The organism is Roseibium sp. MB-4 (assembly GCF_053005265.1).
This window is the reverse complement of record NZ_JBRKQB010000002.1, coordinates 51,021-75,638: the sequence shown is the minus strand read 5'-3', so window position 1 is coordinate 75,638 and position 24,618 is coordinate 51,021. Positions and strand designations below refer to the sequence as shown.

The 24,618-nt window shown below is 56.0% G+C and carries 30 protein-coding genes; 18 read left to right on the top strand and 12 right to left on the bottom strand.

What is annotated here, in order from left to right; translation table 11 throughout:
- Position 1: 1 nt before the first annotated feature.
- The 7 genes from ACVDG4_RS11430 to ACVDG4_RS11400 all read left to right on the top strand — a co-directional run bounded on the left by ACVDG4_RS11430 (position 2) and on the right by ACVDG4_RS11400 (position 5,025).
- The gene (locus ACVDG4_RS11430) at positions 2 to 1,612 is read left to right on the top strand and encodes a Na+/H+ antiporter subunit D (protein WP_447235172.1); all 1,611 of its coding nucleotides are present in this window, start codon (positions 2 to 4) and stop codon (positions 1,610 to 1,612) included.
- Positions 1,612 to 2,088 carry a Na+/H+ antiporter subunit E gene (locus ACVDG4_RS11425; RefSeq protein ID WP_040450782.1) on the top strand — a complete coding sequence of 159 codons (477 nt, stop codon included), beginning with the start codon at positions 1,612 to 1,614 and terminating at the stop codon, positions 2,086 to 2,088. Before ACVDG4_RS11430 ends, ACVDG4_RS11425 begins: the two co-directional genes overlap by 1 nt.
- Positions 2,085 to 2,441, top strand: coding sequence for a cation:proton antiporter (locus ACVDG4_RS11420; protein ID WP_447235171.1), 357 nt, complete (start codon positions 2,085 to 2,087; stop codon positions 2,439 to 2,441). Before ACVDG4_RS11425 ends, ACVDG4_RS11420 begins: the two co-directional genes overlap by 4 nt.
- Positions 2,438 to 2,782, top strand: coding sequence for a monovalent cation/H(+) antiporter subunit G (gene mnhG, locus ACVDG4_RS11415; RefSeq protein WP_008192167.1), 345 nt, complete (start codon positions 2,438 to 2,440; stop codon positions 2,780 to 2,782). Before ACVDG4_RS11420 ends, mnhG begins: the two co-directional genes overlap by 4 nt.
- A 321-nt stretch (positions 2,783 to 3,103) precedes the next feature.
- A complete protein-coding gene (locus tag ACVDG4_RS11410) occupies positions 3,104 to 3,520 on the top strand; it encodes a Ros/MucR family transcriptional regulator (protein ID WP_008190661.1) in 417 nt (138 codons plus the stop codon).
- A gap of 267 nt (positions 3,521 to 3,787) precedes the next feature.
- Complete coding sequence (locus tag ACVDG4_RS11405) at positions 3,788 to 4,201, top strand: helix-turn-helix domain-containing protein (protein ID WP_209178488.1); 414 nt, start codon at positions 3,788 to 3,790, stop codon at positions 4,199 to 4,201.
- 200 nt (positions 4,202 to 4,401) lie between these two features.
- Positions 4,402 to 5,025 carry a DUF6456 domain-containing protein gene (locus ACVDG4_RS11400; protein ID WP_447235170.1) on the top strand — a complete coding sequence of 208 codons (624 nt, stop codon included), beginning with the start codon at positions 4,402 to 4,404 and terminating at the stop codon, positions 5,023 to 5,025.
- A 22-nt stretch (positions 5,026 to 5,047) separates the two neighbouring features.
- On the opposite strand, the gene ACVDG4_RS11395 is transcribed toward ACVDG4_RS11400, so the two are convergent.
- A complete protein-coding gene (locus ACVDG4_RS11395) occupies positions 5,048 to 5,479 on the bottom strand; it encodes a SufE family protein (protein ID WP_447235169.1) in 432 nt (143 codons plus the stop codon).
- Positions 5,480 to 5,758: 279 nt separating this feature from the next.
- A complete protein-coding gene (locus ACVDG4_RS11390) occupies positions 5,759 to 6,202 on the bottom strand; it encodes a DUF5330 domain-containing protein (RefSeq protein ID WP_420340469.1) in 444 nt (147 codons plus the stop codon).
- A 486-nt stretch (positions 6,203 to 6,688) separates the two neighbouring features.
- Here ACVDG4_RS11390 and ACVDG4_RS11385 point away from each other — a divergent pair, with 486 nt between their 5' ends.
- The 3 genes from ACVDG4_RS11385 to ACVDG4_RS11375 are packed head-to-tail and all read left to right on the top strand — an operon-like array spanning position 6,689 to position 8,845.
- On the top strand, positions 6,689 to 7,651 hold the full coding sequence (locus ACVDG4_RS11385; protein WP_447235168.1) for a hypothetical protein: 963 nt from the start codon (positions 6,689 to 6,691) through the stop codon (positions 7,649 to 7,651).
- A gap of 7 nt (positions 7,652 to 7,658) precedes the next feature.
- Positions 7,659 to 8,408 carry a peptidoglycan-binding domain-containing protein gene (locus ACVDG4_RS11380; RefSeq protein ID WP_447235167.1) on the top strand — a complete coding sequence of 250 codons (750 nt, stop codon included), beginning with the start codon at positions 7,659 to 7,661 and terminating at the stop codon, positions 8,406 to 8,408.
- Positions 8,409 to 8,455: 47 nt separating this feature from the next.
- A complete protein-coding gene (locus ACVDG4_RS11375; RefSeq protein WP_447235166.1) occupies positions 8,456 to 8,845 on the top strand; it encodes a DUF1491 family protein in 390 nt (129 codons plus the stop codon).
- 16 nt (positions 8,846 to 8,861) lie between these two features.
- Here ACVDG4_RS11375 and ACVDG4_RS11370 read toward each other — a convergent pair whose 3' ends face one another.
- Positions 8,862 to 9,953, bottom strand: coding sequence for a DUF2336 domain-containing protein (locus ACVDG4_RS11370; RefSeq protein WP_447235165.1), 1,092 nt, complete (start codon positions 9,951 to 9,953; stop codon positions 8,862 to 8,864).
- Positions 9,954 to 10,231: 278 nt separating this feature from the next.
- On the opposite strand from ACVDG4_RS11370, the gene ACVDG4_RS11365 reads away from it, so the two are divergent.
- Positions 10,232 to 10,441, top strand: coding sequence for a hypothetical protein (locus tag ACVDG4_RS11365; protein WP_447235164.1), 210 nt, complete (start codon positions 10,232 to 10,234; stop codon positions 10,439 to 10,441).
- A 62-nt stretch (positions 10,442 to 10,503) separates the two neighbouring features.
- Positions 10,504 to 11,373 carry a hypothetical protein gene (locus ACVDG4_RS11360; protein WP_447235163.1) on the top strand — a complete coding sequence of 290 codons (870 nt, stop codon included), beginning with the start codon at positions 10,504 to 10,506 and terminating at the stop codon, positions 11,371 to 11,373.
- Positions 11,374 to 11,445: 72 nt separating this feature from the next.
- On the opposite strand, the gene ACVDG4_RS11355 is transcribed toward ACVDG4_RS11360, so the two are convergent.
- From ACVDG4_RS11355 to ACVDG4_RS11345, 3 genes are read right to left on the bottom strand one after another with little or no spacing between them, the layout of a single operon-like run.
- Positions 11,446 to 12,006, bottom strand: coding sequence for a DUF1254 domain-containing protein (locus tag ACVDG4_RS11355; RefSeq protein WP_447235162.1), 561 nt, complete (start codon positions 12,004 to 12,006; stop codon positions 11,446 to 11,448).
- A complete protein-coding gene (locus ACVDG4_RS11350) occupies positions 12,003 to 12,674 on the bottom strand; it encodes a DUF1214 domain-containing protein (RefSeq protein WP_447235161.1) in 672 nt (223 codons plus the stop codon). Before ACVDG4_RS11350 ends, ACVDG4_RS11355 begins: the two co-directional genes overlap by 4 nt.
- A gap of 11 nt (positions 12,675 to 12,685) precedes the next feature.
- Positions 12,686 to 14,785, bottom strand: coding sequence for a transglycosylase domain-containing protein (locus ACVDG4_RS11345; protein WP_133947649.1), 2,100 nt, complete (start codon positions 14,783 to 14,785; stop codon positions 12,686 to 12,688).
- A gap of 308 nt (positions 14,786 to 15,093) precedes the next feature.
- On the opposite strand from ACVDG4_RS11345, the gene ACVDG4_RS11340 reads away from it, so the two are divergent.
- Positions 15,094 to 15,582, top strand: coding sequence for a YcgN family cysteine cluster protein (locus ACVDG4_RS11340; protein ID WP_447235160.1), 489 nt, complete (start codon positions 15,094 to 15,096; stop codon positions 15,580 to 15,582).
- A gap of 6 nt (positions 15,583 to 15,588) precedes the next feature.
- Here the strand turns inward: ACVDG4_RS11340 and ACVDG4_RS11335 are convergent, their stop codons facing one another.
- Complete coding sequence (locus ACVDG4_RS11335) at positions 15,589 to 16,224, bottom strand: TetR/AcrR family transcriptional regulator (protein WP_447235159.1); 636 nt, start codon at positions 16,222 to 16,224, stop codon at positions 15,589 to 15,591.
- Between the two features lie 126 nt (positions 16,225 to 16,350).
- On the opposite strand from ACVDG4_RS11335, the gene ACVDG4_RS11330 reads away from it, so the two are divergent.
- Positions 16,351 to 16,932, top strand: coding sequence for an NAD(P)H-dependent oxidoreductase (locus ACVDG4_RS11330; protein ID WP_447235158.1), 582 nt, complete (start codon positions 16,351 to 16,353; stop codon positions 16,930 to 16,932).
- Positions 16,933 to 17,038: 106 nt separating this feature from the next.
- Here the strand turns inward: ACVDG4_RS11330 and ACVDG4_RS11325 are convergent, their stop codons facing one another.
- The 4 genes from ACVDG4_RS11325 to ACVDG4_RS11310 form a co-directional block, all read right to left on the bottom strand.
- Positions 17,039 to 18,511: an MltF family protein gene (locus tag ACVDG4_RS11325; protein ID WP_447235157.1), complete on the bottom strand. Its 1,473-nt coding sequence runs from the start codon at positions 18,509 to 18,511 to the stop codon at positions 17,039 to 17,041.
- Between the two features lie 82 nt (positions 18,512 to 18,593).
- The gene (locus ACVDG4_RS11320; protein ID WP_447235156.1) at positions 18,594 to 19,139 is read right to left on the bottom strand and encodes a DUF3833 family protein; all 546 of its coding nucleotides are present in this window, start codon (positions 19,137 to 19,139) and stop codon (positions 18,594 to 18,596) included.
- Positions 19,140 to 19,220: 81 nt separating this feature from the next.
- Positions 19,221 to 20,225, bottom strand: coding sequence for a P1 family peptidase (locus tag ACVDG4_RS11315; RefSeq protein WP_447235155.1), 1,005 nt, complete (start codon positions 20,223 to 20,225; stop codon positions 19,221 to 19,223).
- Positions 20,226 to 20,284: 59 nt separating this feature from the next.
- Positions 20,285 to 20,812 (bottom strand): flavin reductase, encoded by a 528-nt coding sequence (locus tag ACVDG4_RS11310; protein WP_133946751.1) that lies wholly within the window; start codon positions 20,810 to 20,812, stop codon positions 20,285 to 20,287.
- Between the two features lie 169 nt (positions 20,813 to 20,981).
- Between ACVDG4_RS11310 and ACVDG4_RS11305 the strand changes: the two genes are divergently transcribed.
- Positions 20,982 to 22,085, top strand: coding sequence for a branched-chain amino acid ABC transporter substrate-binding protein (locus ACVDG4_RS11305; protein WP_447235154.1), 1,104 nt, complete (start codon positions 20,982 to 20,984; stop codon positions 22,083 to 22,085).
- On the opposite strand, the gene ACVDG4_RS11300 is transcribed toward ACVDG4_RS11305, so the two are convergent.
- A complete protein-coding gene (locus tag ACVDG4_RS11300) occupies positions 22,082 to 22,714 on the bottom strand; it encodes a YceI family protein (protein ID WP_447235153.1) in 633 nt (210 codons plus the stop codon). The genes ACVDG4_RS11305 and ACVDG4_RS11300 overlap by 4 nt on opposite strands.
- 170 nt (positions 22,715 to 22,884) lie before the next feature.
- Between ACVDG4_RS11300 and ACVDG4_RS11295 the strand changes: the two genes are divergently transcribed.
- The 3 genes from ACVDG4_RS11295 to ACVDG4_RS11285 all read left to right on the top strand — a co-directional run bounded on the left by ACVDG4_RS11295 (position 22,885) and on the right by ACVDG4_RS11285 (position 24,586).
- Entirely contained in the window at positions 22,885 to 23,397 is a 513-nt protein-coding gene (locus tag ACVDG4_RS11295; protein ID WP_409692288.1) for a L,D-transpeptidase, read from the top strand.
- Positions 23,398 to 23,504: 107 nt separating this feature from the next.
- On the top strand, positions 23,505 to 23,867 hold the full coding sequence (locus ACVDG4_RS11290; protein ID WP_447235152.1) for a CidA/LrgA family protein: 363 nt from the start codon (positions 23,505 to 23,507) through the stop codon (positions 23,865 to 23,867).
- Positions 23,867 to 24,586: an LrgB family protein gene (locus ACVDG4_RS11285; protein ID WP_447235151.1), complete on the top strand. Its 720-nt coding sequence runs from the start codon at positions 23,867 to 23,869 to the stop codon at positions 24,584 to 24,586. Before ACVDG4_RS11290 ends, ACVDG4_RS11285 begins: the two co-directional genes overlap by 1 nt.
- Positions 24,587 to 24,618: the final 32 nt, after the last annotated feature.

Below are 24,618 nucleotides of genomic sequence, written 5' to 3'. Positions count from 1 at the left end.
CATGGCCAGCACTTATTCTTCTGAAAAAGTCGACTATTCCGCAGCCATGAACCTGGAGCCGGTGGCGGCCGCGGACTGGTTGATCGTTGCGCCGGTTCTGGTTTCGCTGATCGGCGGTGCCGTATGCCTGATGATGCGCAAGAACACAGACGCCCAACCGAAACTGGCGATGCTTTTCCTGGCGCTTCTCGTTCTGGTTAACTTCGGGCTCTTGATCCGTGTTTTGGATCACGGTGTCATCACCATGGTGATGGGTGGCTGGTTGCCGCCGTTCGGGATTGCCTTCACCGTTGATGCGCTTGGCGCCACGCTGTCGCTGATTGCTTCGATTGTTGCGTTTTGCGCCGGTCTTTATGGAATTGTGACCGTTGGGGCTACGGGGCGCAGATACGGGTTTTATCCGTTTCTTGTCTTGCTAATGGCCGGGGTGTGCGGCGCGTTTTTGACCGGGGACATCTTCAACCTCTATGTTTGGTTCGAAGTATTGCTGATCTCGTCCTACGGCATGTTGGTTCTCGGCAATGAAAAGCCCCAGTTGGACGGCGCCGTCAAATACGGCGTTTTGAATCTCATTGGCACGAACTTTTTCCTGATCGGAACCGGCATGATTTACGGCGTGTTCGGCACGCTGAACATGGCGGACATTGCGATCAAGATGTCTGAGCTCGACAGCCCGGCGTCCGGAACGCTTCTCACCATCGCGGTGCTTTATTTCCTGGCGTTTGCAATGAAGGCGGCGGCTTTCCCGGTCAACTTCTGGCTCCCCGCGTCCTATCACACGCCAAACATTGTAGTGTCTGCAGTGTTTGCCGGGCTTCTGACCAAGGTTGGTGTCTATGCGCTGTTGCGGATATTCGTGCTGATCATGCCGGGATCCCGCGAAGCACTCGCAGACCTCTTTGCCCTGGTGGCGATCCTCACTCTCATGACCGGCGCTTTCGGCGCCTTGGCGCAAAGTGAGCTCCGACGTTTGCTCGGTTATCTTGTGATTGCCGGGATTGGCTCCATGCTGGCGGGCATTGCAGTGGGGACCACCCTCGCGCTGTCGGGAGCGATCTTCTACGCGGTTCATTCGATCATCGTGATGACAGCGTTGTATATGGCCAGCGGGATCGTGAACATGATGTCGGGCACCTACGATCTACGTCAGCTGGGTGGGCTCTATCAAAGGAACGTTGCCTTTGCGGCCGTTTTCCTGGTGCTTGCCTTCGCTGTTTCGGGACTGCCGCCCTTCTCTGGCTTCTGGCCGAAGGTCTTGTTGGTCGATGCTGCGTTCGCCGATGGCAGGGCCTTGCTTGGTGCCGCCATTCTGCTCAGTGGCTTCTTGACGACCATCGCGATGGGCCGTGTGTGGATCTACGCGTTCTGGCGAGGCGGACCGGAAGGGACGCCCGACGGCGAGAGTGTGGGGCCGGGGGCGGCCGCCGCAGTTGCTGGCGGAGGGGCTGCCGGACTGGCGGGGCCAGCCGTTTGGCTTCCGCTTGGCATCTTAACGGCAATGATTGTCTATTTCGGTTTGCAACCGGAGTGGATGCTTGAACTCTCAACACGCGGAGCTGTTGGTCTGGTCGAACCGCGCGGCTACCTGCGCTCTGTATTCGGGGGGCTGTGATGACAAGCCTATTCTTGATCAATATCCTCATGGCGCTGGCTTGGGCGGCTGTGACGGGGAGTTTCAGCGAGATCAATCTGGCCCTTGGCTTCGTGCTTGGAACAGCTGCTCTCTACCTGATCCGTGAACAGGTCGGGACCACGGCCTATTTCAGCCGTGTTGGCAAGGCATTCAATCTGGCGGCAACCTTCGTTTACGAGTTGGTATTGTCCGCCTGGCGGGTGGCGACCATCGTTGTGCGTCCGAAGATCGAGCTGCAGCCCGGTTTTATTGCCTATCCATTGACGGTGGACCGTGATTTTGAAATCACCATGCTGGCGAATCTGATCACCCTGACGCCAGGTACTCTGTCGGTGGATGTCTCTGCAGACCGCAAGACGCTTTATGTTCATTGTATCGATGTGCCGGATCCGCAAGCCACGATTGACGACATCAAGAACGGCTTTGAACGCAAGATCCTGGAGGTGTTCAGATGAGCGCTCTCGACGCTTTTGCAGATGCGTATCTCGCCTGGGCCGTTAAGGCATCGCTCGGGATCCTTAGCATCTCATTCCTGATCATTGTGTACCGGATCGTGAAGGGGCCAAGCTTGCCGGATCGCGTGGTTGCCCTTGATATGCTGGTCGCGGTTGGCATTGGGTTCATTGCTGCGGTCGGCCTTCTGACCGGCTATTACCTTTATATCGATATCGCAATCACACTTGGCCTGGTCGGGTTTCTCGCAACCGTTGCCTTCGCCCGCTTCATCTTGAACCGGGGTGCGGCAGGGGATGCCACGATCATGGATGAGGTCAAAGATAGTATTAAGCGGCGGGAGGCAGGCCAATGAGCGCGGTTGTTACGATCCTCGCCGGGACCATGCTCGTCATCGGCGCCTTGTTTGCTCTGGTTGCTTCCATTGGCATTGTCCGGTTGAAAGACGTTTACATGCGCACGCATGCGGCTTCAAAAGCTGGAACGCTGGGCTCAGGTCTGATGCTCATCGCTCTTGCGGTCTACGCAGCGGACTTGGCCGTTGCAACACGAGCTCTGGCCGGTGTCATATTCTTTCTTTTGACTGCCCCGATTTCGGCGCATCTGCTTGCTAAGGCTGCCTATGAAGCCGGATACCGTCCTTGCGCGGATACGAAAGAAGACGCCATGGCCGAGGTTTTTCCGCAAAAAGACTGATTTGAAACCGGTTGTGACTGCCGAAGCGCAGCAGTCATGACCTTGCGGTAATACTTTTGATTAGGTGTGGATCAATGATCCGTAGAATGATCATTATTTCCGAGACCTAGTTTTTTATTGCATCCATTAGACTTTTATTTGAGAGCGGGGCTTGTCTGTGCAAGCCTTGGTCTATATAAGGCTGTCAACAACGCCTGCAAAGTAGAGTCTTTGTCGATTCTCGCCATTGTAAGTATCCCTATTCTTATGTTTGCTTACGGAGTTTGGACTTGCAGGTAATCATAGCCGCAGTTTTGAATTTCAGTAGAGAACAGGTGTGAGATGACTGATAATCTGGTTGAAGCCAATTTGATTGACCTTACTGCAGATATTGTTTCAGCATATGTCAGCAACAATACCGTTGCTTCCACAGAACTTCCGGGCCTGATCAACGAAGTGTATGGCGCGCTTCAGAAAACAGCAGCAGCCTCAAACGAGCCGGAGCCAGAGCCGCTTAAGCCCGCAGTGCCTGTGAAGAAGTCCGTCATGCCAGATTTCATCATCTGTCTTGAAGACGGCAAGAAGTTCAAGTCGCTCAAGCGTCATCTGCGCACCCATTACAACATGACGCCGGAAGAGTATCGCGAGAAGTGGGATCTGGCGCCGGACTATCCGATGGTCGCTCCGAACTACGCTGCCGCGCGGTCTGAACTTGCGAAGAAGATGGGCCTCGGCCAACAGCGCAAGCGCGCTAAGTAACTGATCCGTCTACAAACCGGATAACCGAAAGGCCGCTTTTGAGCGGCCTTTTTTGTGTCTGACCGGCCGCCGAGACCAGATGTCTTGAGTTCCAGCATGCCCGACAGCGGGTTCACTCGGCCTCTCGGTCGCAGATTTCTATCTTGCATTAAGGTTGTATATGAACTTATCCACGCCTCTGAATTGTGAGTCTAGACTGTAGGAATATAAGCCTATCTCGGTAGTGCGGGCGAATATTTCCTAATGTTCACGACAGGAGGTGCGAATATGTTCAATGATAGGGGAGGGGCAATACACGACCACTACAGACCTTTGCGAGCAAAACCACTTTGCTTGCTAGAGGAGAACAGGCTGGAGGCCCATTTGCATCTTGCTGAGGGGTATGTATCCCGCGCGTTCTGCATCAAACCCATGGATTTTTTTACCCACAATCGCGGTCCCAAGCATGTTTCGGGTGCGCGGCAACTGATGATGTATCTCGCGCATGTTGAGTTCGGTTTGTCTCTTGCGATGGTTGGGCGCCGCTATTTCAGAGATCGTTCCACAGCTTCCCACGCCTGCAAGAAAATAGAGATCATGAGGGAAGATCCCTTTTTTGATGAGTTGGTCAGTGAGATCGAGGCACTGATCACATTGCGCCGCGATCCGCTTTTCGGAGCCAGTATCTGGGGGGCGCAATGACATTCCTTTCAGCCAACAGTGCCGACCGGCGCGCGCGAGTTCGTCTTTTGCGCTGTTTGTCGTTCAATGGATCGGAGATTGTCCGGGACTGTTCCAGCCGGCAGTCACAATGGAAATTGGTCCGCGATTCCAAAAAGAGATCAACATGTTGGAGCGATCAACTGATAGAAGAGGCACTTTCGGCCGGCGTTCTGAAAAGAGTGGAACAGAGCATCTGCCGGATCAGTCCGGAGGGGCGTGCAGCGCTCCGTCGCGCCTTGAGTGGATCTGCGGACATAGCCGATCAACATCGCGAAATACGATCTGTGCCCTGTGATGGTGATGTGGCCAATGAAATTGGAAAGCGACCAACAACTACAAAGGTCAATCTTTCGGAAAGTCCGCTCGCCCGTTTGGCGGCACGAAAGAAGAAGAATGGCCAGCCGCTCTTAAAGCCGGAAGAGGTCCGGGCCGGGGAACGGTTGCGCGCCGACTTTACCTTCGCGTCGATGATGCCAACGGTCGGGCAGGGCTGGCGCACCGAGCGGCTCACCACAAGCTCTAGAGGGAGTGGCCTAAAAGACTTGAATGACGATGTGCTGTCCGCACGCCAGCGTGTGGAAACTGTTCTTGGGAGCCTGGAGCCGGTTCTGGCGAGTGTCCTGGTCGACGTGTGTTGTCATCTGAAGGGTCTTGAAAAAGTCGAAGCCGAGCGCGGATGGCCGGCAAGGTGCGCGAAAATCATCCTGCAAATTGGGTTGTCCGCTTTGGCAGACCGCTATGAAGAGCGTACGCAAGCCCCGTCACGGCCGTCTGGCGTTCGAGGCTGGTCATCCGTACCGTGAGAGCGCGGATGACGACACGAACTTAGGCTGCGGCCAAGGCAGCTTCTGCGTCGGTCCGAATCCGGCCAACCATGGACCTGAGGCCATTCGAACGTTGTGGAGTGAGATGCTCCTGCAGATCGAGTTGATTGAAAACGCCTTCAACGTCGGTTTTCAGAATGTCCTCAGCGGTCTTGCCGGAAAAGACTGCTGTTACGATCGCTACAAGTCCTTGTACAATGAGGGCATCGCTGTCACCGCGGAACGTCAGCACCGGAGCGCTTTCAGCGTTCTTTTCGATCTCCGTGATCAGCCAGACCTGCGAAACACAGCCGCGGACCTTATGTTCTTCGCTGCGCTCGGCATCGGTCAGCGGCGGAAGATCCTTGCCCAGATCGATGAGGTATTTGTAGCGGTCTTCCCAATCATCCAGAAACTCGAATGTTTCCAGAATGTCATCGAGTGTCGTTGTCATGGCATCCGTCTTTTGTGGTCGCTTTGAGCTCCATATAGCTCGCAGAACCCAATCTGCCTATCCTGGCGTCGGGGTTTTATTGGGATCGGATGTTTGTAGAGCGCGTGAAAACAAAGAAACGCCGCAGACGAAATGGGCAGCTGTTCGTCTGCGGCGTAGCGGAAAAACCGCTGAAGTGAAGCCGTCTGATGCAATGCAACGAATTTGCATTGCCTTCGCGGGGCGCAATCAACCGTTCATTTGGTCCTGAAGGTCTCAGGATCTGGGAACGGTTTTAACTCAGGTCTTATGACCTGAGCGGGGTTTGGGCCTGGGCGTTGGCCCAATATCAGATTCCTGGATCTGAGTGGTTTCGGTCACACCATCGGCAGTCTGTGCACCAGCGGTGCTGGTTTGATCAGAAGTCGGCTGGACGTTTGTGGACCCGGTGATCACAGTTTCGGACGGATCAGCGTCAGCGATTTGTGTGTCCAGATACTCATAGACAATTCGGGCGCCGTCACGAGCGCGGCTGCCGATCGCTGTCAGAGCATTTCCGCCGGTTTCGCATGCCTGCGGATTGCGATCACAAAATCCGCCAATATCAGACATGGTTGCCTGCGCGGCGATAAATGCCGAAACCGGATTGATTGGTTCTACTGGAGTGCTTTCGGTCTCAGACCCGATCGGGATAAGGACCAAAACCAAAGTCAGCCAGAAGGCGGTTCTCAAGAGAAAGAACATTGCTGCTACCCATAGTTCTTTACATGTCAGGTGCGCCGTTTTTGTTGGTGGCGCACTCGTTATGGGGCCGTTATAGCACTGACTTCAGAACACCCGGTTGAGCTGACGGATGCAATTTTCATAAAATAAAACATGCATTTAAGTCGAACTTTCCGAGAATTTGATTCAAATTTGAATGAACTTCGAGCAACGGACTGAAAACAAAGAGAAAAGTGCGTTTTTAAGAGAAAAGAGATTTATCCTTTAACGTTCCTTAAGCGGTGCGGGCGAAAATAACACCAACAGGTTGGCGAGGCCCGATTCTCGCGCGCGTATCGGTAGTGTATTGTGAGTAACCATCTGAAATATCTGCAAAACGCCTGGACGACTTGGGCGAGCCACATTAACGGGATGATTCACCCCGACGCTGTCTCGGATCCTTTGGCCGGGCCACTGCACAGATCATTCCTGGTTGGCTGCTTTTTTTCTGGTGCGGTGGCACTTTTCGTGTTGCCGCTGCATCTTGCCCTGGCGGGCGCACCGCACTCTGCAGCGGTACTGATGCTGGCCTGGATGTTGGGCCAATGGCCATTGGCGTTGTACCTGTCCCGGTCCGGTAATCTGGAACGCGCCATAACCATCTCTTCGGTTCTTTTAGCGGCCTTCACGGGCGTGATTTGCGCAATGACCGGCGGAGCCCAGTCCTTTGCTGTCATCTGGTTGCTCATTCCCTGTGTTGAAGCTGCTTTTGCCGGTCAAAGACGTACCGCGGTGATCACCACCGGGTTTTGCGCAGCAGTTTATGCCGGTCTGTTTTTCTTGCCGGTCCAAGGCTCCATTGGGTTCAGTTTGCCTGCAGCATTTGATCCCGTCGCGACGCTTGGCGCGATCCTTTACGCAGGACTGCTCGCCTGTCGTTTGATTTCAGACCGGAGCCGAACCAGGGTGCTGATCAAAAGTGCGACCGAAGATTTCCAAATGATGGGGCAGGCGGTATCGGGCGTTGTTTGCGAAGTGCAGTCGAATGGAGACATGCGTCTCCTTGGCGGTCCTGCACGCCGGCTTTTCGGGCCTGCATTCGCATCCAGCGGCCCCGATTGGATCTTTGCACGGCTTCATGTCACTGACCGGCCTGTTTACCTGACCCGGCTTTCTGAAGCCCGGCATGATGGCCTTGCCTCCGAACTGGTTCTTCGGGTGCGCACGGTTCACGAACACATGGAAGAAAATGGCGCGCCGAACTTTACAGCTATGACGGTCAGACTGATCCCGGCGCAGGTGTTTCGGGCAGGTGCACGTGATCAAACTGAAACGCAGCCGGTCCTTGTGGCGATTGATCCAGTGACATCAGAAACTGGCGGCGGTGCACCGGTAGAGATCACGGATAACGTTGAGCAATTGCCGGAGTTCACTCCAGAAGTATCCATTCAGAACATCCCTGCGCAGGCAGCACGAGCGAAGTCGGCATAGGCAGGGCATGGCAAAACGAAAAAAACAAAACAAAAAGCCGGAGCCACCGGAAACCATGATGAGCCGGGCCGGCAATGTCGCCCGGGACAATCCTGTCGCTGCCGGCGGGACTGTTGTCATGGGCTTGACCGCCTGTTTGATCGTGGCAAATGCCCTCGGGCTGCAACCCGGCCGCCATCCAGCGCCTTACTACACAACGCGCGATTGGCCGGATACCGCGCCTGAGCCTCTTGCAGAGGCGGAGGGCGGTGTCACAGTTCAGGAAATCTCGACGCTCGTCCTCGATCTGCAGAATTCCCTGCGAAAGGCGGGTCTTTATGAAGGCCCATTGGACGGGATCAATGGTCCCGCCACGGAACGTGCAATCCGCGCATTTGAACGCAAAGCTGGGCGGGTTGAGACCGGTGAAGCAAGCGAGAGCCTTCTCGCCTTGATCTGGCTTCATGGGACCGATCCGGCGGCACTCAACGCGCCACCAGTCCCCAGAGCTAAACCGGTAACGTCCGGCACACAGCGGCAGAACACCCAGGAAGAGGCGGCAACCGGGGTCGATTCTGATCCACGTTTGAAGAAGATACAGCATGCGTTGTCGGAACTTGGCTACGGTCCGTTGACGGTAGATGGACTGATGGGCACCAATACGGCGGCTGCTTTGAAGCGGTTTGAACTCGATCGTGGATTGCCAATCACGGGGGAGGCCAATCCCCAAACGCTCGAACGTCTCGAAATGGTCAGCGGTCAACGCTTTGATGGATAGGCACTCTGCCTTTTCAGAAGCGTATGTGGTCAGTCAGGAAGGGTTGGATGCGCGTCACGTCTGAGCTTTTCGTCAGTGCGCTGGTGCGCCGGATTTTTTCTGAAAATGGATTTGCAGCCGTCACCCGAAAGGGCAATGCGGAAGCCGGTGCGATTTTGATTGTTGTTGACCGGCTCGACGGCACCTTCGACTTGTATTCGCCAGCACCACAGTCGTTTTTCGATGATGATGCCGGACAAGGCGACGGCGGCCGGTTGTTTGAAAAGACGTTAGAGGCGGCCGCGCGAGAGGCTGTCGATAAATGGTTGGAAAGCGAAGCCCGGATGGATCCGGACTTCTGGGTCGTCGATATAGAGGCCGAGGCGGGAAACTTGGAATTGCCTACTGCGCAACCTGAGCAATCGCGGAACCCTGCCGATGACTTCTTCCGGCTGTAGATCCGCTTAGCCCAACTTAGCCGATCCCCCGGCGCACACGCTGCGCGCTTGTCGTTCCGCTGCTGATACGGTGAGATCGGGCATCTCTGGACGGTCGGCTTGCGTCCTCGAATTGTCCAACGTGCCGCGGAGTTTTTTCTCCGGTGCCGTCGATTTCTGCCGAATTCGCAGAGGTGCCAATAAGAGTCCAAGAACTAGTCAGCACATTTGCGGCACCTGTGCTGAGATTTCGATGCAGGAACAAGAGCTTCCGGATTTCTTCAACGGCCATGTCCTCACCTAGCAGCCGGACAAGGATCGTTGTTGTCCTTGACCGATCGAGGTCCAGGGATTTGAGAGCAATGACAAGTGCCTCGCCCTGGCCCTCCTGCAAAAGCATGTCACTGACCGAGCTTGGTAAACCCAGTCCTTGGCCAAGGCTATCGGTAAAGCGGTTTCGCTTTTGAAGCAGTGCAGCTTTCAAAAGTGCGCCATGAAGGCGGAGGCGGGCCGTGTCTATTGCCGGAATGCTTGGATGCGCAGGGGCCTGTGCGGATCTGATCACGCTCACCGTTTCAGCTGCGGCGATCGCCTTTGCGCGCAAGGAAGCAGGCAATACAAGAAACTGACTTATCAGATTTTCCGTGTTCAACGCCTGACGCTTGGAAAGCTCTTCACCAAGTTCGGCAATCAGGTCGGCTCGCTTGCTCAAGCGTTCATTCAGGTGTTGGTCCAGCGTCAGGTCTTTCCGGTCGATCAGCAGCCGAATGGTCTGCGCATCGGCCGTCTCACACAGTGCGGCCAGAATCGGGCGCGGTAGATGGGATCGTCCGGCGAGCGCCTTGCGGGCAGCTTCGGACCCTCCTTTGGCGATCTCCACAAGTACGTCCACAGAAACCTTGGTGCTGTGCCGCAAAATGGGGAAGGCGGTAAGATCGTCTTTGTCTTTTGCCAGAAGGTCGATGAGCGCATCCGGTGCTTCCGGATAAGTCACCAGCATGTTCGCGATCTGGCGCCGGTCACGAACGGATGTCGCCGGTAACAGGTTTTTCGCCAGCTCCAGAAAAACACGTGTTTCTTCAGCGTTATGTCCGGTTCTGCCTGTAAAAAGCTCGACCGCGGAGAGCAAGATCCCGCTGTCCGATGGCTGAGAGGAGGGCTTTCTAATCGTTGAATTTAAGGTCTGCACAGCTTGTTCGAACCGTTTTCTGGTGGGCAGCCCACCTGACTAAAAACACTAATTAACGGCGGATAAGTCCACGACCGTTCCTTCAAGTTGGACCAAAACCGTTAGCATCTTGTTAACCTGAACGCCGTCTTAATTGAGTTGCAGGTAGTATTGCGTCGCCCGTTGATCGTTTCCGCTGCCCATCGCTCCAGCGGGAACCAGAACCGAAGGAGGAGACGATGGGCACTTTGTTAGATTTCACGTCCGCACCTCGCCCTACAGCGCGCGTTGACCCCCGTTCAACACCGCAACGTTCGACGAACCCGGAAGAGTTTGGGCAAGTTATCCTCTTCCCAGGTGTCCGTTACGAGCACCACGACCTTGATCTTGCCGCACGAATCGCGACCATCGGAAAAGCTGCTGGACCTGCTGGGTCCGACAAGGACTGACGGTTCGAGCCACTCCAGCTGCAGGCAACAAGCATCACGCATGCGGTTTGGAGAAACGCCCCATGGGCACGAGCAACGCGGTTGGAAAAAGGCATGTGCATGCACAAGGGAGCTGTCGCGCCTATATTTCCGTTCTGGCTCGGTCAGGCGTAACTGTTTCCATACTGGCGTTGGTTCTGGCCGGGTGTGTTCGGCCAACAGGTGATTTCGACCGCGCAAGGCCGTCTGTCATTCACGATAGCGTCATGCCGGCGATTGGCGAAGGCGCGGCGCGCATGCGCGAAGACCCTGTCTCCAAATTCAATTACACAAACGATGAGAAGCTGCTGCGGGACCGTGGCTGGACACTGATCCGTCCGCCATGGACGAAAGACTGGATCGGCGGCACCATGGCCGAACTCGCCCGAACCCGTGTCATTCCCGAGACGGAAGGTCGTATCCCACCCGATCTTTATTATCATTATCTCCGGTCAGACAAATTCCGGTCCTCAGACGCAAGATTTGACAAGATTGCATCTGATGCCAGCGGAGATGCGGATCTAGTGATGCCGTTTTGTGAAGTTGCTCTGAGAGTGCGCAAGGCTGACGATGAGCGCTTGCGTGTTCTTCAGAACAAACCGCTCACGACGGAAGAAATGTATGAAGGTGCAAAAGCCCGGGTTTGGGAAAACCGGGTCATGATCAAGTGGGTGGGACAGGCTCTGCGCTACCGCATCAAGGCCTATAAAAACGCTTTGGATGCCCTTGAGATCGAAACGCCAAGCCGTGACCGGCAATGGAAGGTCAACACCGCGATCCGGGAGCTGGAAGGACAGGTGCTTCTGGCCGAGTCCGAATGCCAGACTGAAAACCGGTATGGCACTGAGGAGCCGGTTCGCCGCTCACGGATTTACAAGGGTTGGGGCAATGAGCGCCCGCCACCGCAAAAATAACGCGGCTTGGCCTGCCTTGCCGGTACCGTTCGCCGTCGACTGTGACTTTAGCTTTTGACCGCTCCAATCAGATCAACCGAGAACGTCGCAGCTTGCGATGCTCATGGCGTTTTCGATCGTTTCGGCTTGTGTGGGATGGGAAACGTAGGCGCGCAGAAGGGCAATTCCGCTGATCGTTTCTGTTTCAATGACAATCAGGTCTTCTAAGTTGGCTGGCGGGTTCTGGCGCAGGATGGACAGCTGTTCTGATGTGATCAGAAGCATGGAGAGCCTGTCAGCGCCGGCGGTGCGGTTATTGAGGCTGTAGACCGTCTCGCCTGCCTGATTGAACACTCCGATAGACCAGAAAGATGCTGGAATTCCAGCATCGAAAAAGACCGGGCCGGCCGATAGCTGGAACCGGCAAATCGCATGTTTCATGGCCGGATCAAGACCGGGTAGGGCTTCTTCCCCGGGTCTGACATCCGGCAACAGGTTGAACTGCCTGTCAGGGCCGTACGTCAGGGCGTCATCATAAGCGCTGTGCTGCACATTCTGCGGGATGGTGAGCACAACAAGGATATGAATGATCGCTGCGAGGCAAAGCACGGCCAGCGCACCGGCAGTCAGGGTGAAGCGGGGCGACAGGGTCATGGGCAGCTGATCCTGTCGATGTCCGGAACGCTCACACCGTCGAGTGCTGCTCCTGTGGTGACCGGGGCATCATAAAGCCGCAGGACGAAACGAAGCCCGCTGCCCGGCGCTGGGTTTGTGGGCAGGGGGAGCCAGTTGCCCGATTTGATCTGCGCGCTTGCTGTGATTTCAAACGAGCCATCGCCGCGCCGCAAAAGGTTCTGGCTGTCCAGATGAGTGCGTCCTGGCATCGTTTGCTGAAGCCGGCCATGCCCGTCAACAGCCGTCAGGGTCCAAAGCCGGGCTGTCGGGGTGCGCCCGGCAATGCGGTAGCTGCAGGCCGGGTCGAGCGCTTGTCCGCTGCTGTCTGTGCGGGCTGTCAGTGACAAGCCTTCACCGGAAGCGAGCGGGATGTAGCCGCCACGGGTGTAGATAGCGACGGAATAGGGGTCGGCCTCCGGGGTGCCCGCTGTGGGATACGCTTTCCACGCACCGACCGAAATTGAATCAAGCGGTTCTTCGCGTTCGATCAGAATGTAAGCCGAACTGACCCCGATCAGTGCGCTGAGAATGATGATTGAGGTGAGAAAGACTAGGGTTCTGAGCGGGTGCGGCCGCTCTGGCCGAATGGCGCGCGGAAGGACTTCCTTGTGCCAGCCGCTTTCAACATAGCCTGAAGCGTGTCGCATGGTCTGCTGCTTCATTGCGCAGCCGCATATTCGGTGTCGCCATCGTCGGGCACTGCCGCCTGGTCCCGAGACTGGGTGAGTTCACGCAGATCCGATCCGATATCAAGCAGAAGCCGCTGTGTCCGTCGGCTGAGGACCCTGGGCTGGACGGCCGCCGCGTCGGCTGCGGCGACCAGCGGACGGGCCGGTTGGGCAAGCCGAGGCAGCGTGTCGGCTTCAACGCCGGGCATGGCCACAAGCTCAATCCCATTGTGGGCATATGCCATGAACCTTTGCCATGCCATAGCAGGGAGACTGCCGCCGGTAACGCGCCGGGTGGATGTGAAATCGTCGTTCCCAAACCACACAGCGCCTGTGAAGTTCCCCGTGTAGCCTACGAACCAGGCGTCACGATAAGCATTTGTGGTGCCGGTTTTTCCGGCTGCGACGACGCCGTCAATTCGAGCCCGGCGGCCAGTTCCAGCCTCGACCACATTGACCAGGATGTCGTTCATCTCGTGGACTTTTTCTTCCGGGAAGATTCTCTGGGGTTCTGGCTCATCAACCTCCCGCTGATAGAGGACTTCGCCGTCGCTGTTGGTGACTTCCAGGATCGCGTAGCCCTTGGCTTTGTATCCGCCATTTGCAAAGACCGAATATGACGAGGCCATGTCGATGACCGTAACCTCTGATGAGCCAATCGGCAGGGAAACAGAGTTTTCCAATTCGTGCGTCAGGCCCATTGCGTAGGCGGTTTCGATGATCTTTTCGCGGCCAAAGTTCTGCGCGAGCCGGATCGGAATGGTGTTGATGGATTTCGTCAGTGCCAGCTTCAAGGTGACGGCACCCCGGTAGCTGCGGGTGTAGTTGCGCGGGCACCAGTTGCCCAAACAGAATGGCCGGTCAGGAACAATGGAGCTCGACGAAAAGCCGTTCATGAATGCGGTCATGTAAACGAACGGCTTGAACGAGGAACCGGGCTGGCGCAGGGCGTTGACAGCCCTGTTGAATTGGCTCTCGCCATAAGACCGGCCGCCAACCATCGCAACGACGGCGCCATCCGGGACCATTGCCACCAACGCAGCGGAGTTGGCATCCCGCAGCTTGGCATTTTCCCTGAGGACTGACTCGACCGCCTGGTCAGCCTGGCGCTGGAGTGCGGGGTCCAATGTGGTTCGGACCGTGACGATCCTATCGCGGGCCATGGCCGGTTTCCGCCGGGCCAGTTTCTTGACCTCATCCAGCGCCCAGTCGAGGAAGTATTCTGGCAACTGTTCTTGAGAGCGGTCGACAGCAAGGGCCGGATTGCGCCTCGCGCCGATCACCTGGCCTTCCGTTAGAAGGTCGGCCTGCACCATATTGGTCAGGACTTCGTTTGCCCGGGCACGTGCAGCCGGCAAATTGATGTGCGGTGCGTATTTGGTCGGGGCCTTGTAGAGCCCGGCAAGCATGGCACTTTCGGCCAGGGTGAGCTCGCGAACGTTCTTGTTGAAATAGAACTCAGCCGCTGCGGTCACCCCGAAAACACCGCCGCCCATGTAGGCGCGATCGAGATAGAGCTTCAGGATTTCTTGTTTGGAGAGGTTCGCCTCTAGCCAAAGCGCGAGATAAGCCTCCTTGATCTTGCGGCTGAGACTGCGCTCGTTGGACAGAAACAGGTTTTTGGCAAGCTGCTGGGTCAGCGTTGAGCCGCCCTGAACAACCCCGCCAGCACGCGCGTTTTCCACCATCGCCCGGAACGTTCCGACAAAATCGATGCCGAAATGCATGAAGAAGCGGCGGTCTTCCGTTGCAAGTGTCGCCTTCACGAGAGAGTCTGGGATTTCTTCCAAAGGGACGCTGTCGTTCAAAACGATACCGCGCCGGCCGATTTCCTGGCCAAAGCGGTCGAGGAAAGTGACGGCAAAGTCGTCGGTCGTCTTCCAGTCCGCGTAGCGGGTTGCTTCGATGGCCGGCTGCGCGAAGGCCAGAACGACAACAAAACCGATTGTTCCGTAAGTCAGTCCATCGGATGTGACCTCAGAGAGCCCGCGCCAGATCCCTTTTGCGCGAAACCTGCGCAAAAACCCGTCATAGGCTTCCCAGCTTCGGCGAATGATCGACCAGGACCGCCAGAGACCTGTATCGACCATGGAGTCGATCGAAAGCAGAAATCGCCGGATCCGTTGTCCGATACCGGGTCGCGGCTGGGCATTGCCTTCATTTGTGTCTGGATCGGATGCCAAGCTTGCAGAATCTCCGCGCATCAACAGCTTCTTCAACGTAACCCGTTTTTACTACAGTGAAAACTGAAGACAACGGCGGAAATGCTTCGGGAATGGGATAAATCTTATTTGATTTGGCATCGTCGGGGCGCTTCAGACCTATCATTGTTGCTGGCCGCCCGTATGCGTGATAGGCGCACGGATCAAATCAAGGGCGCGCAGGAGAGTGCAACTCAATGGGGTCTGGCAATTCGGTGAATAAGGACGGTGAGCTTCCGTTCTGGAAAACAAAGTCGCTCGAAGAGATGACCAACGCTGAATGGGAATCCCTCTGCGACGGTTGTGCCCGGTGTTGCCTCAACAAACTGGAAGACTGGGATACAGGCGATATTGTCTGGACCGATGTTGCCTGCACCCTTCTGGATGGTACGTCTTGCCGATGCAAAGACTACGAAAACCGCGCTGCGACCGTTCCGGATTGCATCCAACTCACACCGTCTGAAGTGAACACGCTGACTTGGCTTCCGCCGACTTGCGGATACCGCCTCGTGCGCGAAGGCGCAGATCTCTACTGGTGGCATCCGCTCGTGTCCGGCGATCCAGAAACCGTGCACCAAGCGGGGGTATCCGTCCAAAACCGCACCGTGTCCGAAGATGGAATGGAATTGGAAGAGTACGAAAATCACGTCGTGACATGGCCCGGAGAAATGCCGGAGGCTGAGTAAGACCCTTTAAGGCCTCACCAGAAAAGCTTCTACATGCCGTTCGAGGCGGGATTGCAATTCTTTTAGATCCGTCAGCTGATGCGACCGGAAAATGATTGCTCCGTGAATGACGAAGGCGACCAAACCGTCGAGCATCTCTTGCGGTGCGCGATCTGTTCTGAGTTTTGGACTGATTTCGTCGGACGATTGCCAAAACCCTAGAAATTGCAGCAACTTTTCATCAAGCGCATCCAGCTGTTCGATAAATTCGGGAGCGCAATGCCCCTTGGTTGCGCCGATGTTTTCCAGAAATACGCGCAGCATGGTCTGGCTCTCGGTGATGACGGCAATGAGCGCCATCATTCGGTTCACCAATCCCCCAACCGGATCTTTAAGGTCCTGAGCCGAAAGCTGGTAGTTCTTGTCGGCGGCTTCCCGGAGTTTCTGTAACTCGCCCAATAGCAGATAGGAGAGAAGGCCATCCATATCGCCGAAATGAGCGAATATGGTGCCTTTGGCGACGCCTGCCTCTCGAGCGATCGCCTCTGCGGTCATTTCTTCCAAGGATTTCTTTTTGGATAGGTGCGCTGCCGCCTCCAGGATCCGGGCGCGGGTGAGGGCGGTGCGTGCTTGGGGCTTCCGGGGTTTGGTTTCTATCGCCATGACATCTTCTAAAAATGACCGTGGTCAATTTATTGCTTGACCTCGTACCATACTTGCGGCAATTAATGACCGTGGTCAATTTTTACGAGCCGGTGCGTTTTACCGACCGGTTTTGGAGTTTCAATTATGGCGAAGAAAATACTCGTGCTGGATGGCCATCCGGCGAAGGGCAGCTTTTGCGGTGCGCTTGCCCAAACCTATGCCGATGCGGCCAAGAAGACCGGTCATGACGTGCGCATTGTGCATCTGGCAGATTTGTCTTTTGATCCGGATCTGGGGTCAGCGTCCTTCAAGACAGTCAAACCACTGGAGGCCGATCTTGAAGATTTCTGGGCCAGCCTGGAATGGTGTGACCATTTCGTTCTGGCACATCCGCTTTGGTGGGGAGGAATGCCAGCCAAACTGAAAGGGCTGATTGACCGGGTTTTCTTGCCAGGCAAAACGTTTCGATACGTTTCGGGCAAGGCTTTGCCGGAAAAACTGATGGCTGGCCGGACCTCTGAGGTATTGGTCACCTCTGATACACCGGGCTGGTTTTTCAGGCTTGTTTACGGTCAGGGCATCAAGAAGCAGACCAAGATGCAAATCCTAGATTTCTGCGGGCTTAAAATGAAGAACTACTCCTGGTTCGCCCAAATCCAGGGATCAACGGACGAAGCACGGGCCAAGATGATCCGTAGAGCCGCGCAGCTCGGGGCAGCAATCTGAAGCATTGTCCGCAGCCATTGCGGTGGCTGCTCGAAAGTCTGCTAAACGACAAGACCGGCGGCGCTGCGTGCGCACCGGTCTTTCTCTTGCTGATGAACAGTCAAGTCTAGTCGCCCTTTTTCTGGGCCTCAGGAGAGTTCTGATACCGCTTCTGCTCCTGGGCAAACACCACATAATACTTGTAGATGTTGCCGACATACCGAACCGGTTCTTGGCTGATGCGTCTGCCGACGATCCACTCGACATTTCCGAACCACAAATTCGGGTTATAGCCCTGTTTTTCTGCCTCCGCCCGCAGCTTTTTGAAGCGGCTCGGACCTGCATTGTAGGCGGCGAGGGCGAAGAAAGTCTGGTTTGCCGGATCATGCTCGAGGTCTGCGAAGTATTGGTCGGCCAGATACCGCAGGTACTTCACACCGGCATGCACATTCGTATCAGCGTCCTTCTCAACCCCTTTGATGTTGATGGGGGATCCTGCTGCGGTCGTCGGCTTGATCTGCATGACACCGACAGCACCGGCGTTGCTTCGAGCGGTCTGTTTGAACTGGCTTTCCTGATAGGCCTGTGCAGCGATCAGAAGCCAATCGATGTCGAATTGCCGGCCATATTTTTCAAAGACTGCGGCCAGTTTGTCGAATTGCTCCCGGCGTTTTTCATCATTCAGATCTTTGAGATAATCCGTTTCCTTGAGGTACCGTTTCAGGATGATGTTTCCAAGGAGCGTTCCCTTTTCGACAGTTTTAGCAAAGGCGTTCATCTCTTTGAGCAAATCAGGAGCTTTCGGGCGGACCGCAAACGCAACTTGCGCATCTGTGCGCACGGCTGCGTCCGGATGGATTTTCAGTCCGTCGACGATCTGCATCCAGAAGTCTGCCTTGTGTTCGTCAATGATGATCATCGGAACGCCACCAGCTTTCACCAGATCGATCAGGTCTTCGTCCTCCAGCTTTTCATCTGCTTGAACGATCTTGACCGGGGCTTTTCCATCGACGTCCAGCTTCTTGTTTAAGGCAAGAAGGCTGTCGTGATAACTCGATGAGGATCGGACGTAGATTTCTTTTCCGGAAAGGGCCTCAGGTGAGGTCAGGTCGTCGATACCAGCTGCCGTCAGTGGTACTTCTCGCACGCCCGTAAACAACGGCGAGGAAAAGTTGACGAGTTTCTGCCGCTCTGGAGTGATTGTGAGATTGCCAAGAGCAATATCACCGCGGCCCGCAGCCAGATCTGTGAAGAGTGTTTCCCGCGGAGTTGGCATCATCACAATTTGACCTTCCCGAACCTTCTTACCGTGTTTCTTCTCCAGAAACTTGCCGAGTTCGGTTGTCATATCGACGGCGGTGCCACGTTGAACGCCGTTGTCAATGAAATAGAAGGTCTTGGAAAAGGGCACCAGAACGCGGAGATAACCGCGTTCTGCAATCGCATCAAAATCACCGGTAAAAGGCTCGCGCAGGATTTGCTCGAGTTCATCTGAAAGCCGGGTCTCCATCGCGTTGGGCGATGCTGGCACGAGAAAAAGTGCCAGGGTCGCTAATGCGATCAGCGACCCCAAATGCCGCAAGCTGAAACAGTTTATCATGGCGCTCCCCCAGATGTACCGTAAGGGAACTCAATCAAACTTGCGTGGAGCTTTCAAGACAGAGGTGGGCGATAATCCGGCCTCACCGTTTGAATGTCAGATCGACTGTTCCGACCTTGAAACCACCTTTCGTGACATCGGCAATGTTGCGAACCGTCCGCCGATCGGTCTGGGTAAGGGTATCGGTAAAGCGCAGCAGGATTGAACCGTTTTCCAGCGGAACATCGGCGATGTAGGAAAATCGCAAGGCTCCATCTGCACCCGCCTCAATCAGGGTTGGCGCGATTACATCAGATCTTTGGCCAACATACCGGCCGTCGCCAACCTTTTCAAAAAACCAGGTCTTGGTGTCCCGCTCGCCATCGTCATAGACGAAGTCTTCGCGCAAGCGGAACATTCGGGTCTTCGGGTTCCAGGTGCCGGTCAGATACACCGTGAACGGCCGGTAGACGCCCGCAAACTTGCTTTCAAACACGCCTTTGCCAACGGTCTTGCCGCGGAAAAACTCCTCAAGCACCAGCGGTTTTGCTGCTTGCGCTGGTGGCGCTGCAAAACCGGCAAACACAAGAACCGTGAGCGCAATCAGGAAAGTCGTCTTGGTTGTCAGTTTGGAAAAAGACAGGGACATACTGCAAAGCCTATGAAGTGTTTCACATGCTTTGCCTACGTGTGAACGGCCATCTCAGATTTTCAAAACCGGGCGGTTGTCTTAACCTCCGAAGCGCTCCTGCCATGTCGGCAGCGTGTCGCCATCCGCAGGTGTCGCATGATAGATCCCACGTGCAATTGCCCTTGCGAGGCACGATGCGGCGGCAGCGCCCATTTGCACCATATCCTCCAGGCCGTTTTCCAGCTTGCGCTGCCCCGTCGACAAAGCGAACACGAGGTCGCCGTCGAGCGGTGTGTGAGCCGGCCAAAGGGCACGGGCCAAGCCGTCGTGTGCCATCACGGCAAGGCGTTTGGCTTCGCCCTTTGTCAAAATCGCATCGGTGGCGACGGCTGCGATGGTGGTGTTGGCCCCGGCTTCAAGCGCGTCCAGCTTCGTGCGAACCGTGGTGCAGTCGGTAGGCAGTGATGGCGTTATGCCGCGTCCACCAAATTCGTCTCCGACCTCGAAGGGCGCTGCCCAGAAATGCGGGGTTTCGCCCATGGTTGCGCGGCCAAGCGCATTGACGGCAACAATCGCGCCAATAGTGACACCATTTTCCAGGACCACAGAGGCTGATCCCAGGCCGCCTTTGAGGTTTGCGGTTGTGGCACCCATACCGGCGCCGTTGGACCCAAGGACAAAATCATGGCCGATGGAATCGAGCGCCGCGCGGCCGAGATCACGGTAGGGCGCCATTTGGCCCCAGCTCTTGTTGCCGCCGTTCAGGAGGTCAAAGAGGATCGCGGTCGGCACGATCGGCACGCGGACAGGGCCCACTTGATAGCCATAGCCCAGTTCTGCAAGACGCCCTTGCACACCCGCACCGGCATCAAGACCAAAAGCCGATCCCCCGGCAAGGACAATCGCATCGATTTTTTCGACGGTTTGCTCGGGCTCCAGAAGCGCAATTTCGCGGGTTCCCGGTGCGCCGCCCTGGATCGCCACGGAAGCGACCGCTGGCTCATCCGGCACAAGTACGGTTGCGCCGGATTTCAGATCCGGGTCGGACGCATTGCCGACCTTCAGGCCGGGCACATCGGTGATCAGGTTTCTGGGACCGGTCATCAAATATCTTTCAGCGAAAACTCAATAAAGGCAGGACTTTGAGTTTGCGCCGACCGGGCTCAGGTGTCGAGGCTTTTGTAACCCCTGCGCACATAGATCAAAGACTTTCCAGGGTCCGTCATCCGCAAATCCGTGACGGTGCCAACGATAATCGAGTGGGTGCCGACTTCGGAAACAGAAAAAATTTCGCAATCAATGCTCAGCCGTGCCGTGTCTAGGGCAGGGCAGCCGGTCGCAAGGTTTGTCCAGGAGCCATGTGCAAATCGTCCGCTCATATCCGCGCTTTCGCGGCCGGCAAATACATCAGACATTTCCTGATGATCGTCTGAGAGCGTGTTGAGGCAGAAGCAGCGGTTTTTCAGAACGGCTGCGTGAAGGCGGGATTGCCGATTGAGGCAAATCAGGATGCTGGCGGGGTCATCGCTGACCGAGCAGGCGGCTGACACTGTTCCGCCTGCCCGGCCGGCGTCACCATCGGTGGTGACGATATGAACAGCGGCGGCGATGCGGCTCATCGCTTCGCGAAACGTCTGGCTGTCGAGTGTCAGGCTTTGGGCGGCGGGATCTATCCCGGTTGAAGGCGCCATGCGGTCAATGCTCCATGGTCCGGACGTGGCATCCGGTCGTGATCTTGTTATATGTCGTTGCGTGTGCCTATCAAACCCAATCGAGCCTTGCAATTTTCGGAACTTTCGATTGATTTCATAGGACCATGGTTCCTACGGCGCCACTCGAGGGATGGATCTGGAGAACAGAATGAAGATTATCCGTGGCTTTGCGGGCATGATGGCAGCAACCCTCTTAAGCTGGCCATTAAGCGCTGCTGCCGAGATCCATATTGCGGTGGCCGGCCCCATGAAGGGTCAGTTTGAGGACTTGGGTCAGCAAATCAGGGCAGGGGCCGAACAAGCGGTCGTCGATATTAATATGTCAGGCGGTGTCCTGGGCGAACCCTTGGTGCTGGACATCGTCGATGATGGCTGTGACGAAACCCAGGCCAAAGCGGTCGCCAACCAGTTGATCGGCCGCGAAGTGTCGATGGTGGTGGGGCACGTTTGTTTCAGCGCGTCCATACCGGCAAGTGAGATCTATTCGGACGCCGGGATTGTGCAGATCTCTCCGGCCACAACGCTGCCGAAGTTCACTGACGAACGGCCTGGATCCGGCATCTACCGATTGGCGCCACGAGATGATGAACAGGCACGTGTTCTTGGCCAATACCTGGCAGATGCTTTTGCTGGGCAAGACATTGCTCTGCTTCACGACAAGACTGCCTATGGCAAGGGGCTGACCGATGCTGTTCGGATTGTTCTCAACCAAAACGGCGTCACCGAAACGCTCTATGAGGGGTTCGACGCGGGGCTGAATGATTATCGCATTCTCGTCTCTCGTTTGGCTTTGGAAGGCGCTGACGTTGTTTTCATCGGCGGCTATCATCCGGAAGCAGGCTTGATCAAATTGGAGATGCAGCGGCTTGGGGTCGATGCTGTTCTGGTCGGAGGCGATACCCTGATGACGCAAGCCTTCTGGGATGTCACGGGCGAGGCAGGTGAGGGCACAACGTTCTCCTACCCGCTAGATCCTCGCAGCCTGCAAACGGTCGCCGAGGTCATCGAGGCATTGGAAAGCCGCGAAGAAATTGCTGAGCGCTATGCGCTTGCCGCTTATGCCGCGGTCGAAGCTTGGGCCGAAGCGGTGGAAGCGGCCGGCGCACCGGACTTTGTAGCGGTGACAAAAGCAATGGACGAACAGGCTTTCCCGACAATCCTGGGTGACATCAGCTTTGATGAAAAAGGCGACAGCAGCATTCTTCAGTTTGTCATCTATGAATGGAAGTCTGGCAAACCGTTTGAGCGCTAGCTTCTTTTCCCCGTGCCCTTGATCTGCAAGCGCACTTTGTCGGCATAGATCGGCAACCCGGCGTCCATGCCGTAAAGGCTCCGGAAAAAACCGCCATTGGCCTCAATTGCGATGTTCTGACCTCTCCCAGCTGGTTGGAGTTCGACCTGCAGAGAGGTACGTTGTCGGGTTCCTCGCAGAGTGAGAAACCCTTCAACCTGTGCAGTTGTCTCGCCGGTCAAACGCACCGAATAGCTCTCGAACTCTGCTGTTGGAAACTCCGACACATTAAACATTGCAGAGCTTTTGAGGAAACCAGTGACCCGGTCATTGTTGGTCTCAACACTTCGGAGGTCGACGGTGACGCGAACACGGCTGGTTTCTGGCCGTTGCGCGTTTAAAACCATCTCGCCGTTGACTGTACCAAACCGACCTTTGACCGGTTGGCCGCCCAACACCCTGACGGAGAACTGAGTATCCACGGCTTGAGGTGGCAGGATGTAACGGCCCGACAAGATATCTGCCCGGCTGTCACCGGTGATCATCACAAGAAGGGAAAGCCCAACCAGAAAACTGAGGTGGACCGGCGCATAAAAACGTTCCCAGCAAGACTGTGAGCACCACATGTGCCGCGCAGTGGTTCCTCTCATCAATGCCTCCTCCCGTGACCAAAACCATTACGGTGGATATGGGACAGCAGATTGGCATGTTTCCTTTACGAACAACGCTGTTCACCATGGTTTGAACTATTCTGAAGTGCCACTTGCCGCATCCGCGCTCATGCATAAACTCTTAACAAGCGTTAAGGATTGGGTGTGTGATGCGTATCATTTCTTTGCTGTTTGCCTCTGTTTTGCTCGTGGCAGTCGGTTTGGCGGCTGAAAAAGCGCAAGCTGCAGAAGTAGTTGGTTTTTCCGGCCATCAATTTCGGCCGGGTACAATCGTGATCAAAAACTCTGAGCGCCGGCTCTATTTCGTGCTCAATGGACGTCAGGCGATCCGTTACAAGGTGGCCGTCGGAAAGCGTCAGAAATCCTGGACGGGACAGGCGCAGATCACGGCGAAATACATCAAGCCGGACTGGTCACCGTCGCCGGAAGTGCGCCGGGACTTCCCGCATCTTCCTGCCGTGATCCGCGGGGGGGCTCCGAACAATCCAATGGGTGTCGCTGCCATGACGCTGTCTAACGGCAACTACGCAATTCATGGCACCAACCGTCCTGGCTCTATCGGGCGTGCGGTCTCCTATGGCTGCATCCGGATGGCCAATCACGATATCCAGGATCTGTTCCGCCGTGTGCAGGTCCGCACACCGGTAATCGCGTTGCCGTAATCGGCACTTCGTTCTCGGGGGCAAGTTATCCACTTGGGAAAGTGCCCTTGTCAGGCCCCCGGCGCCAAGCCACTGTAGTGCCTTAGTGCAAGGCATTGGGGGCGCATATGCTTTTTTATCTGACTGTCATTCTGGCGTGTCAGCTCATCGGTGAGTTGATCACGGTTGCGAGCGGACTGCCGATCCCAGGTCCGGTGATCGGTATGGTTCTGTTGCTGGCAGGCTTGCTGATCAAAGGCGGTATTCCGGATGAACTTGCAACGGTTGGCGATGCGTTTTTGACCAACCTCTCCCTGTTGTTCGTTCCTGCCGGCGTTGGCGTCATGCTGCATATTGCGCTGATCGGTGAAGAAGGGCTTGCCATAACCCTCGCGCTGATCGGCAGCACGCTTGCAACAATTGCTGTCACAGCGGTGGTGATGCGCCTCTTGTCCCGGTCTGCCGATGCTGCTGACAGCGAGGCCGAATAATGGAGGGTGAACTTCGGGAAATCTGGGTTTATCTCTCTGCTAGTCCGCTCCTGGCGCTGACGCTGACCCTTGTCGCCTATCAGGTCGGTTTCTGGATCTATCGGCGAGCGGGTTTTAATCCGCTTCTTAATCCGGTGCTGATCGCCGTTGTGTTGTTGGTTAGCCTGCTGCTCGTCACCGATACCCAATATTCGGTCTATTTCGAAGGCGCCCAGTTCGTTCATTTCATGTTGGGGCCGGCAACGGTGGCGTTGGCCTTGCCACTTTATCGGCAGCTTGAACGGGTCCGCCGCTCATCGCTTGCGATTCTCGCCAGTTTGTTGGCCGGCTCTCTCACAGCGGCAATCAGTGCCGTCGGCATTGCCGTTCTGTTTGGGGCAAGCAAGGAAACACTTGTGTCCCTTGCGCCAAAGTCGGTGACTGCACCGGTTGCGATGGGGATCAGTGAACAGCTGGGCGGGTTGCCGTCGTTGACGGCTGTTCTGGTAATCCTGACCGGGATCACAGGAGCTGCCCTTGGGCCGCTCTTGTTAAACCTCATGGGCGTAAAGGACATGGCCGCTCGCGGGTTGGCCATCGGTACTGCGTCACACGGCATTGGGACAGCCCGTGCCTTGCAAGTCAGCGAATTGGCGGGTGCATTTTCCGGTCTCGCCATGGGGCTTAATGCCCTCGCCACAGCGATCCTGCTTCCATTGGTTTGGAAGTTGTTTTTCTGATCAGTCAAGAGCGTTTCAATATGGACGTGAAA

Bases quoted from the DNA above. Each gene is read 5' to 3' on its own strand.
- ACVDG4_RS11430 (WP_447235172.1), top strand. From the start codon at position 2: ATGGCCAGCACTTATTCTTCTGAAAAAGTCGACTATTCCGCAGCCATG.
- ACVDG4_RS11425 (WP_040450782.1), top strand. From the start codon at position 1,612: ATGACAAGCCTATTCTTGATCAATATCCTCATGGCGCTGGCTTGGGCG.
- ACVDG4_RS11420 (WP_447235171.1), top strand. From the start codon at position 2,085: ATGAGCGCTCTCGACGCTTTTGCAGATGCGTATCTCGCCTGGGCCGTT.
- mnhG (WP_008192167.1), top strand. From the start codon at position 2,438: ATGAGCGCGGTTGTTACGATCCTCGCCGGGACCATGCTCGTCATCGGC.
- ACVDG4_RS11410 (WP_008190661.1), top strand. From the start codon at position 3,104: ATGACTGATAATCTGGTTGAAGCCAATTTGATTGACCTTACTGCAGAT.
- ACVDG4_RS11405 (WP_209178488.1), top strand. From the start codon at position 3,788: ATGTTCAATGATAGGGGAGGGGCAATACACGACCACTACAGACCTTTG.
- ACVDG4_RS11395 (WP_447235169.1), bottom strand. From the start codon at position 5,479: ATGACAACGACACTCGATGACATTCTGGAAACATTCGAGTTTCTGGAT.
- ACVDG4_RS11390 (WP_420340469.1), bottom strand. From the start codon at position 6,202: ATGTTCTTTCTCTTGAGAACCGCCTTCTGGCTGACTTTGGTTTTGGTC.
- ACVDG4_RS11380 (WP_447235167.1), top strand. From the start codon at position 7,659: ATGGCAAAACGAAAAAAACAAAACAAAAAGCCGGAGCCACCGGAAACC.
- ACVDG4_RS11375 (WP_447235166.1), top strand. From the start codon at position 8,456: ATGCGCGTCACGTCTGAGCTTTTCGTCAGTGCGCTGGTGCGCCGGATT.
- ACVDG4_RS11365 (WP_447235164.1), top strand. From the start codon at position 10,232: ATGGGCACTTTGTTAGATTTCACGTCCGCACCTCGCCCTACAGCGCGC.
- ACVDG4_RS11360 (WP_447235163.1), top strand. From the start codon at position 10,504: ATGGGCACGAGCAACGCGGTTGGAAAAAGGCATGTGCATGCACAAGGG.
- ACVDG4_RS11355 (WP_447235162.1), bottom strand. From the start codon at position 12,006: ATGACCCTGTCGCCCCGCTTCACCCTGACTGCCGGTGCGCTGGCCGTG.
- ACVDG4_RS11350 (WP_447235161.1), bottom strand. From the start codon at position 12,674: ATGCGACACGCTTCAGGCTATGTTGAAAGCGGCTGGCACAAGGAAGTC.
- ACVDG4_RS11345 (WP_133947649.1), bottom strand. From the start codon at position 14,785: ATGGTCGATACAGGTCTCTGGCGGTCCTGGTCGATCATTCGCCGAAGC.
- ACVDG4_RS11340 (WP_447235160.1), top strand. From the start codon at position 15,094: ATGGGGTCTGGCAATTCGGTGAATAAGGACGGTGAGCTTCCGTTCTGG.
- ACVDG4_RS11335 (WP_447235159.1), bottom strand. From the start codon at position 16,224: ATGGCGATAGAAACCAAACCCCGGAAGCCCCAAGCACGCACCGCCCTC.
- ACVDG4_RS11330 (WP_447235158.1), top strand. From the start codon at position 16,351: ATGGCGAAGAAAATACTCGTGCTGGATGGCCATCCGGCGAAGGGCAGC.
- ACVDG4_RS11325 (WP_447235157.1), bottom strand. From the start codon at position 18,511: ATGATAAACTGTTTCAGCTTGCGGCATTTGGGGTCGCTGATCGCATTA.
- ACVDG4_RS11320 (WP_447235156.1), bottom strand. From the start codon at position 19,139: ATGTCCCTGTCTTTTTCCAAACTGACAACCAAGACGACTTTCCTGATT.
- ACVDG4_RS11315 (WP_447235155.1), bottom strand. From the start codon at position 20,225: ATGACCGGTCCCAGAAACCTGATCACCGATGTGCCCGGCCTGAAGGTC.
- ACVDG4_RS11310 (WP_133946751.1), bottom strand. From the start codon at position 20,812: ATGGCGCCTTCAACCGGGATAGATCCCGCCGCCCAAAGCCTGACACTC.
- ACVDG4_RS11305 (WP_447235154.1), top strand. From the start codon at position 20,982: ATGAAGATTATCCGTGGCTTTGCGGGCATGATGGCAGCAACCCTCTTA.
- ACVDG4_RS11300 (WP_447235153.1), bottom strand. From the start codon at position 22,714: ATGAGAGGAACCACTGCGCGGCACATGTGGTGCTCACAGTCTTGCTGG.
- ACVDG4_RS11295 (WP_409692288.1), top strand. From the start codon at position 22,885: ATGCGTATCATTTCTTTGCTGTTTGCCTCTGTTTTGCTCGTGGCAGTC.
- ACVDG4_RS11290 (WP_447235152.1), top strand. From the start codon at position 23,505: ATGCTTTTTTATCTGACTGTCATTCTGGCGTGTCAGCTCATCGGTGAG.
- ACVDG4_RS11285 (WP_447235151.1), top strand. From the start codon at position 23,867: ATGGAGGGTGAACTTCGGGAAATCTGGGTTTATCTCTCTGCTAGTCCG.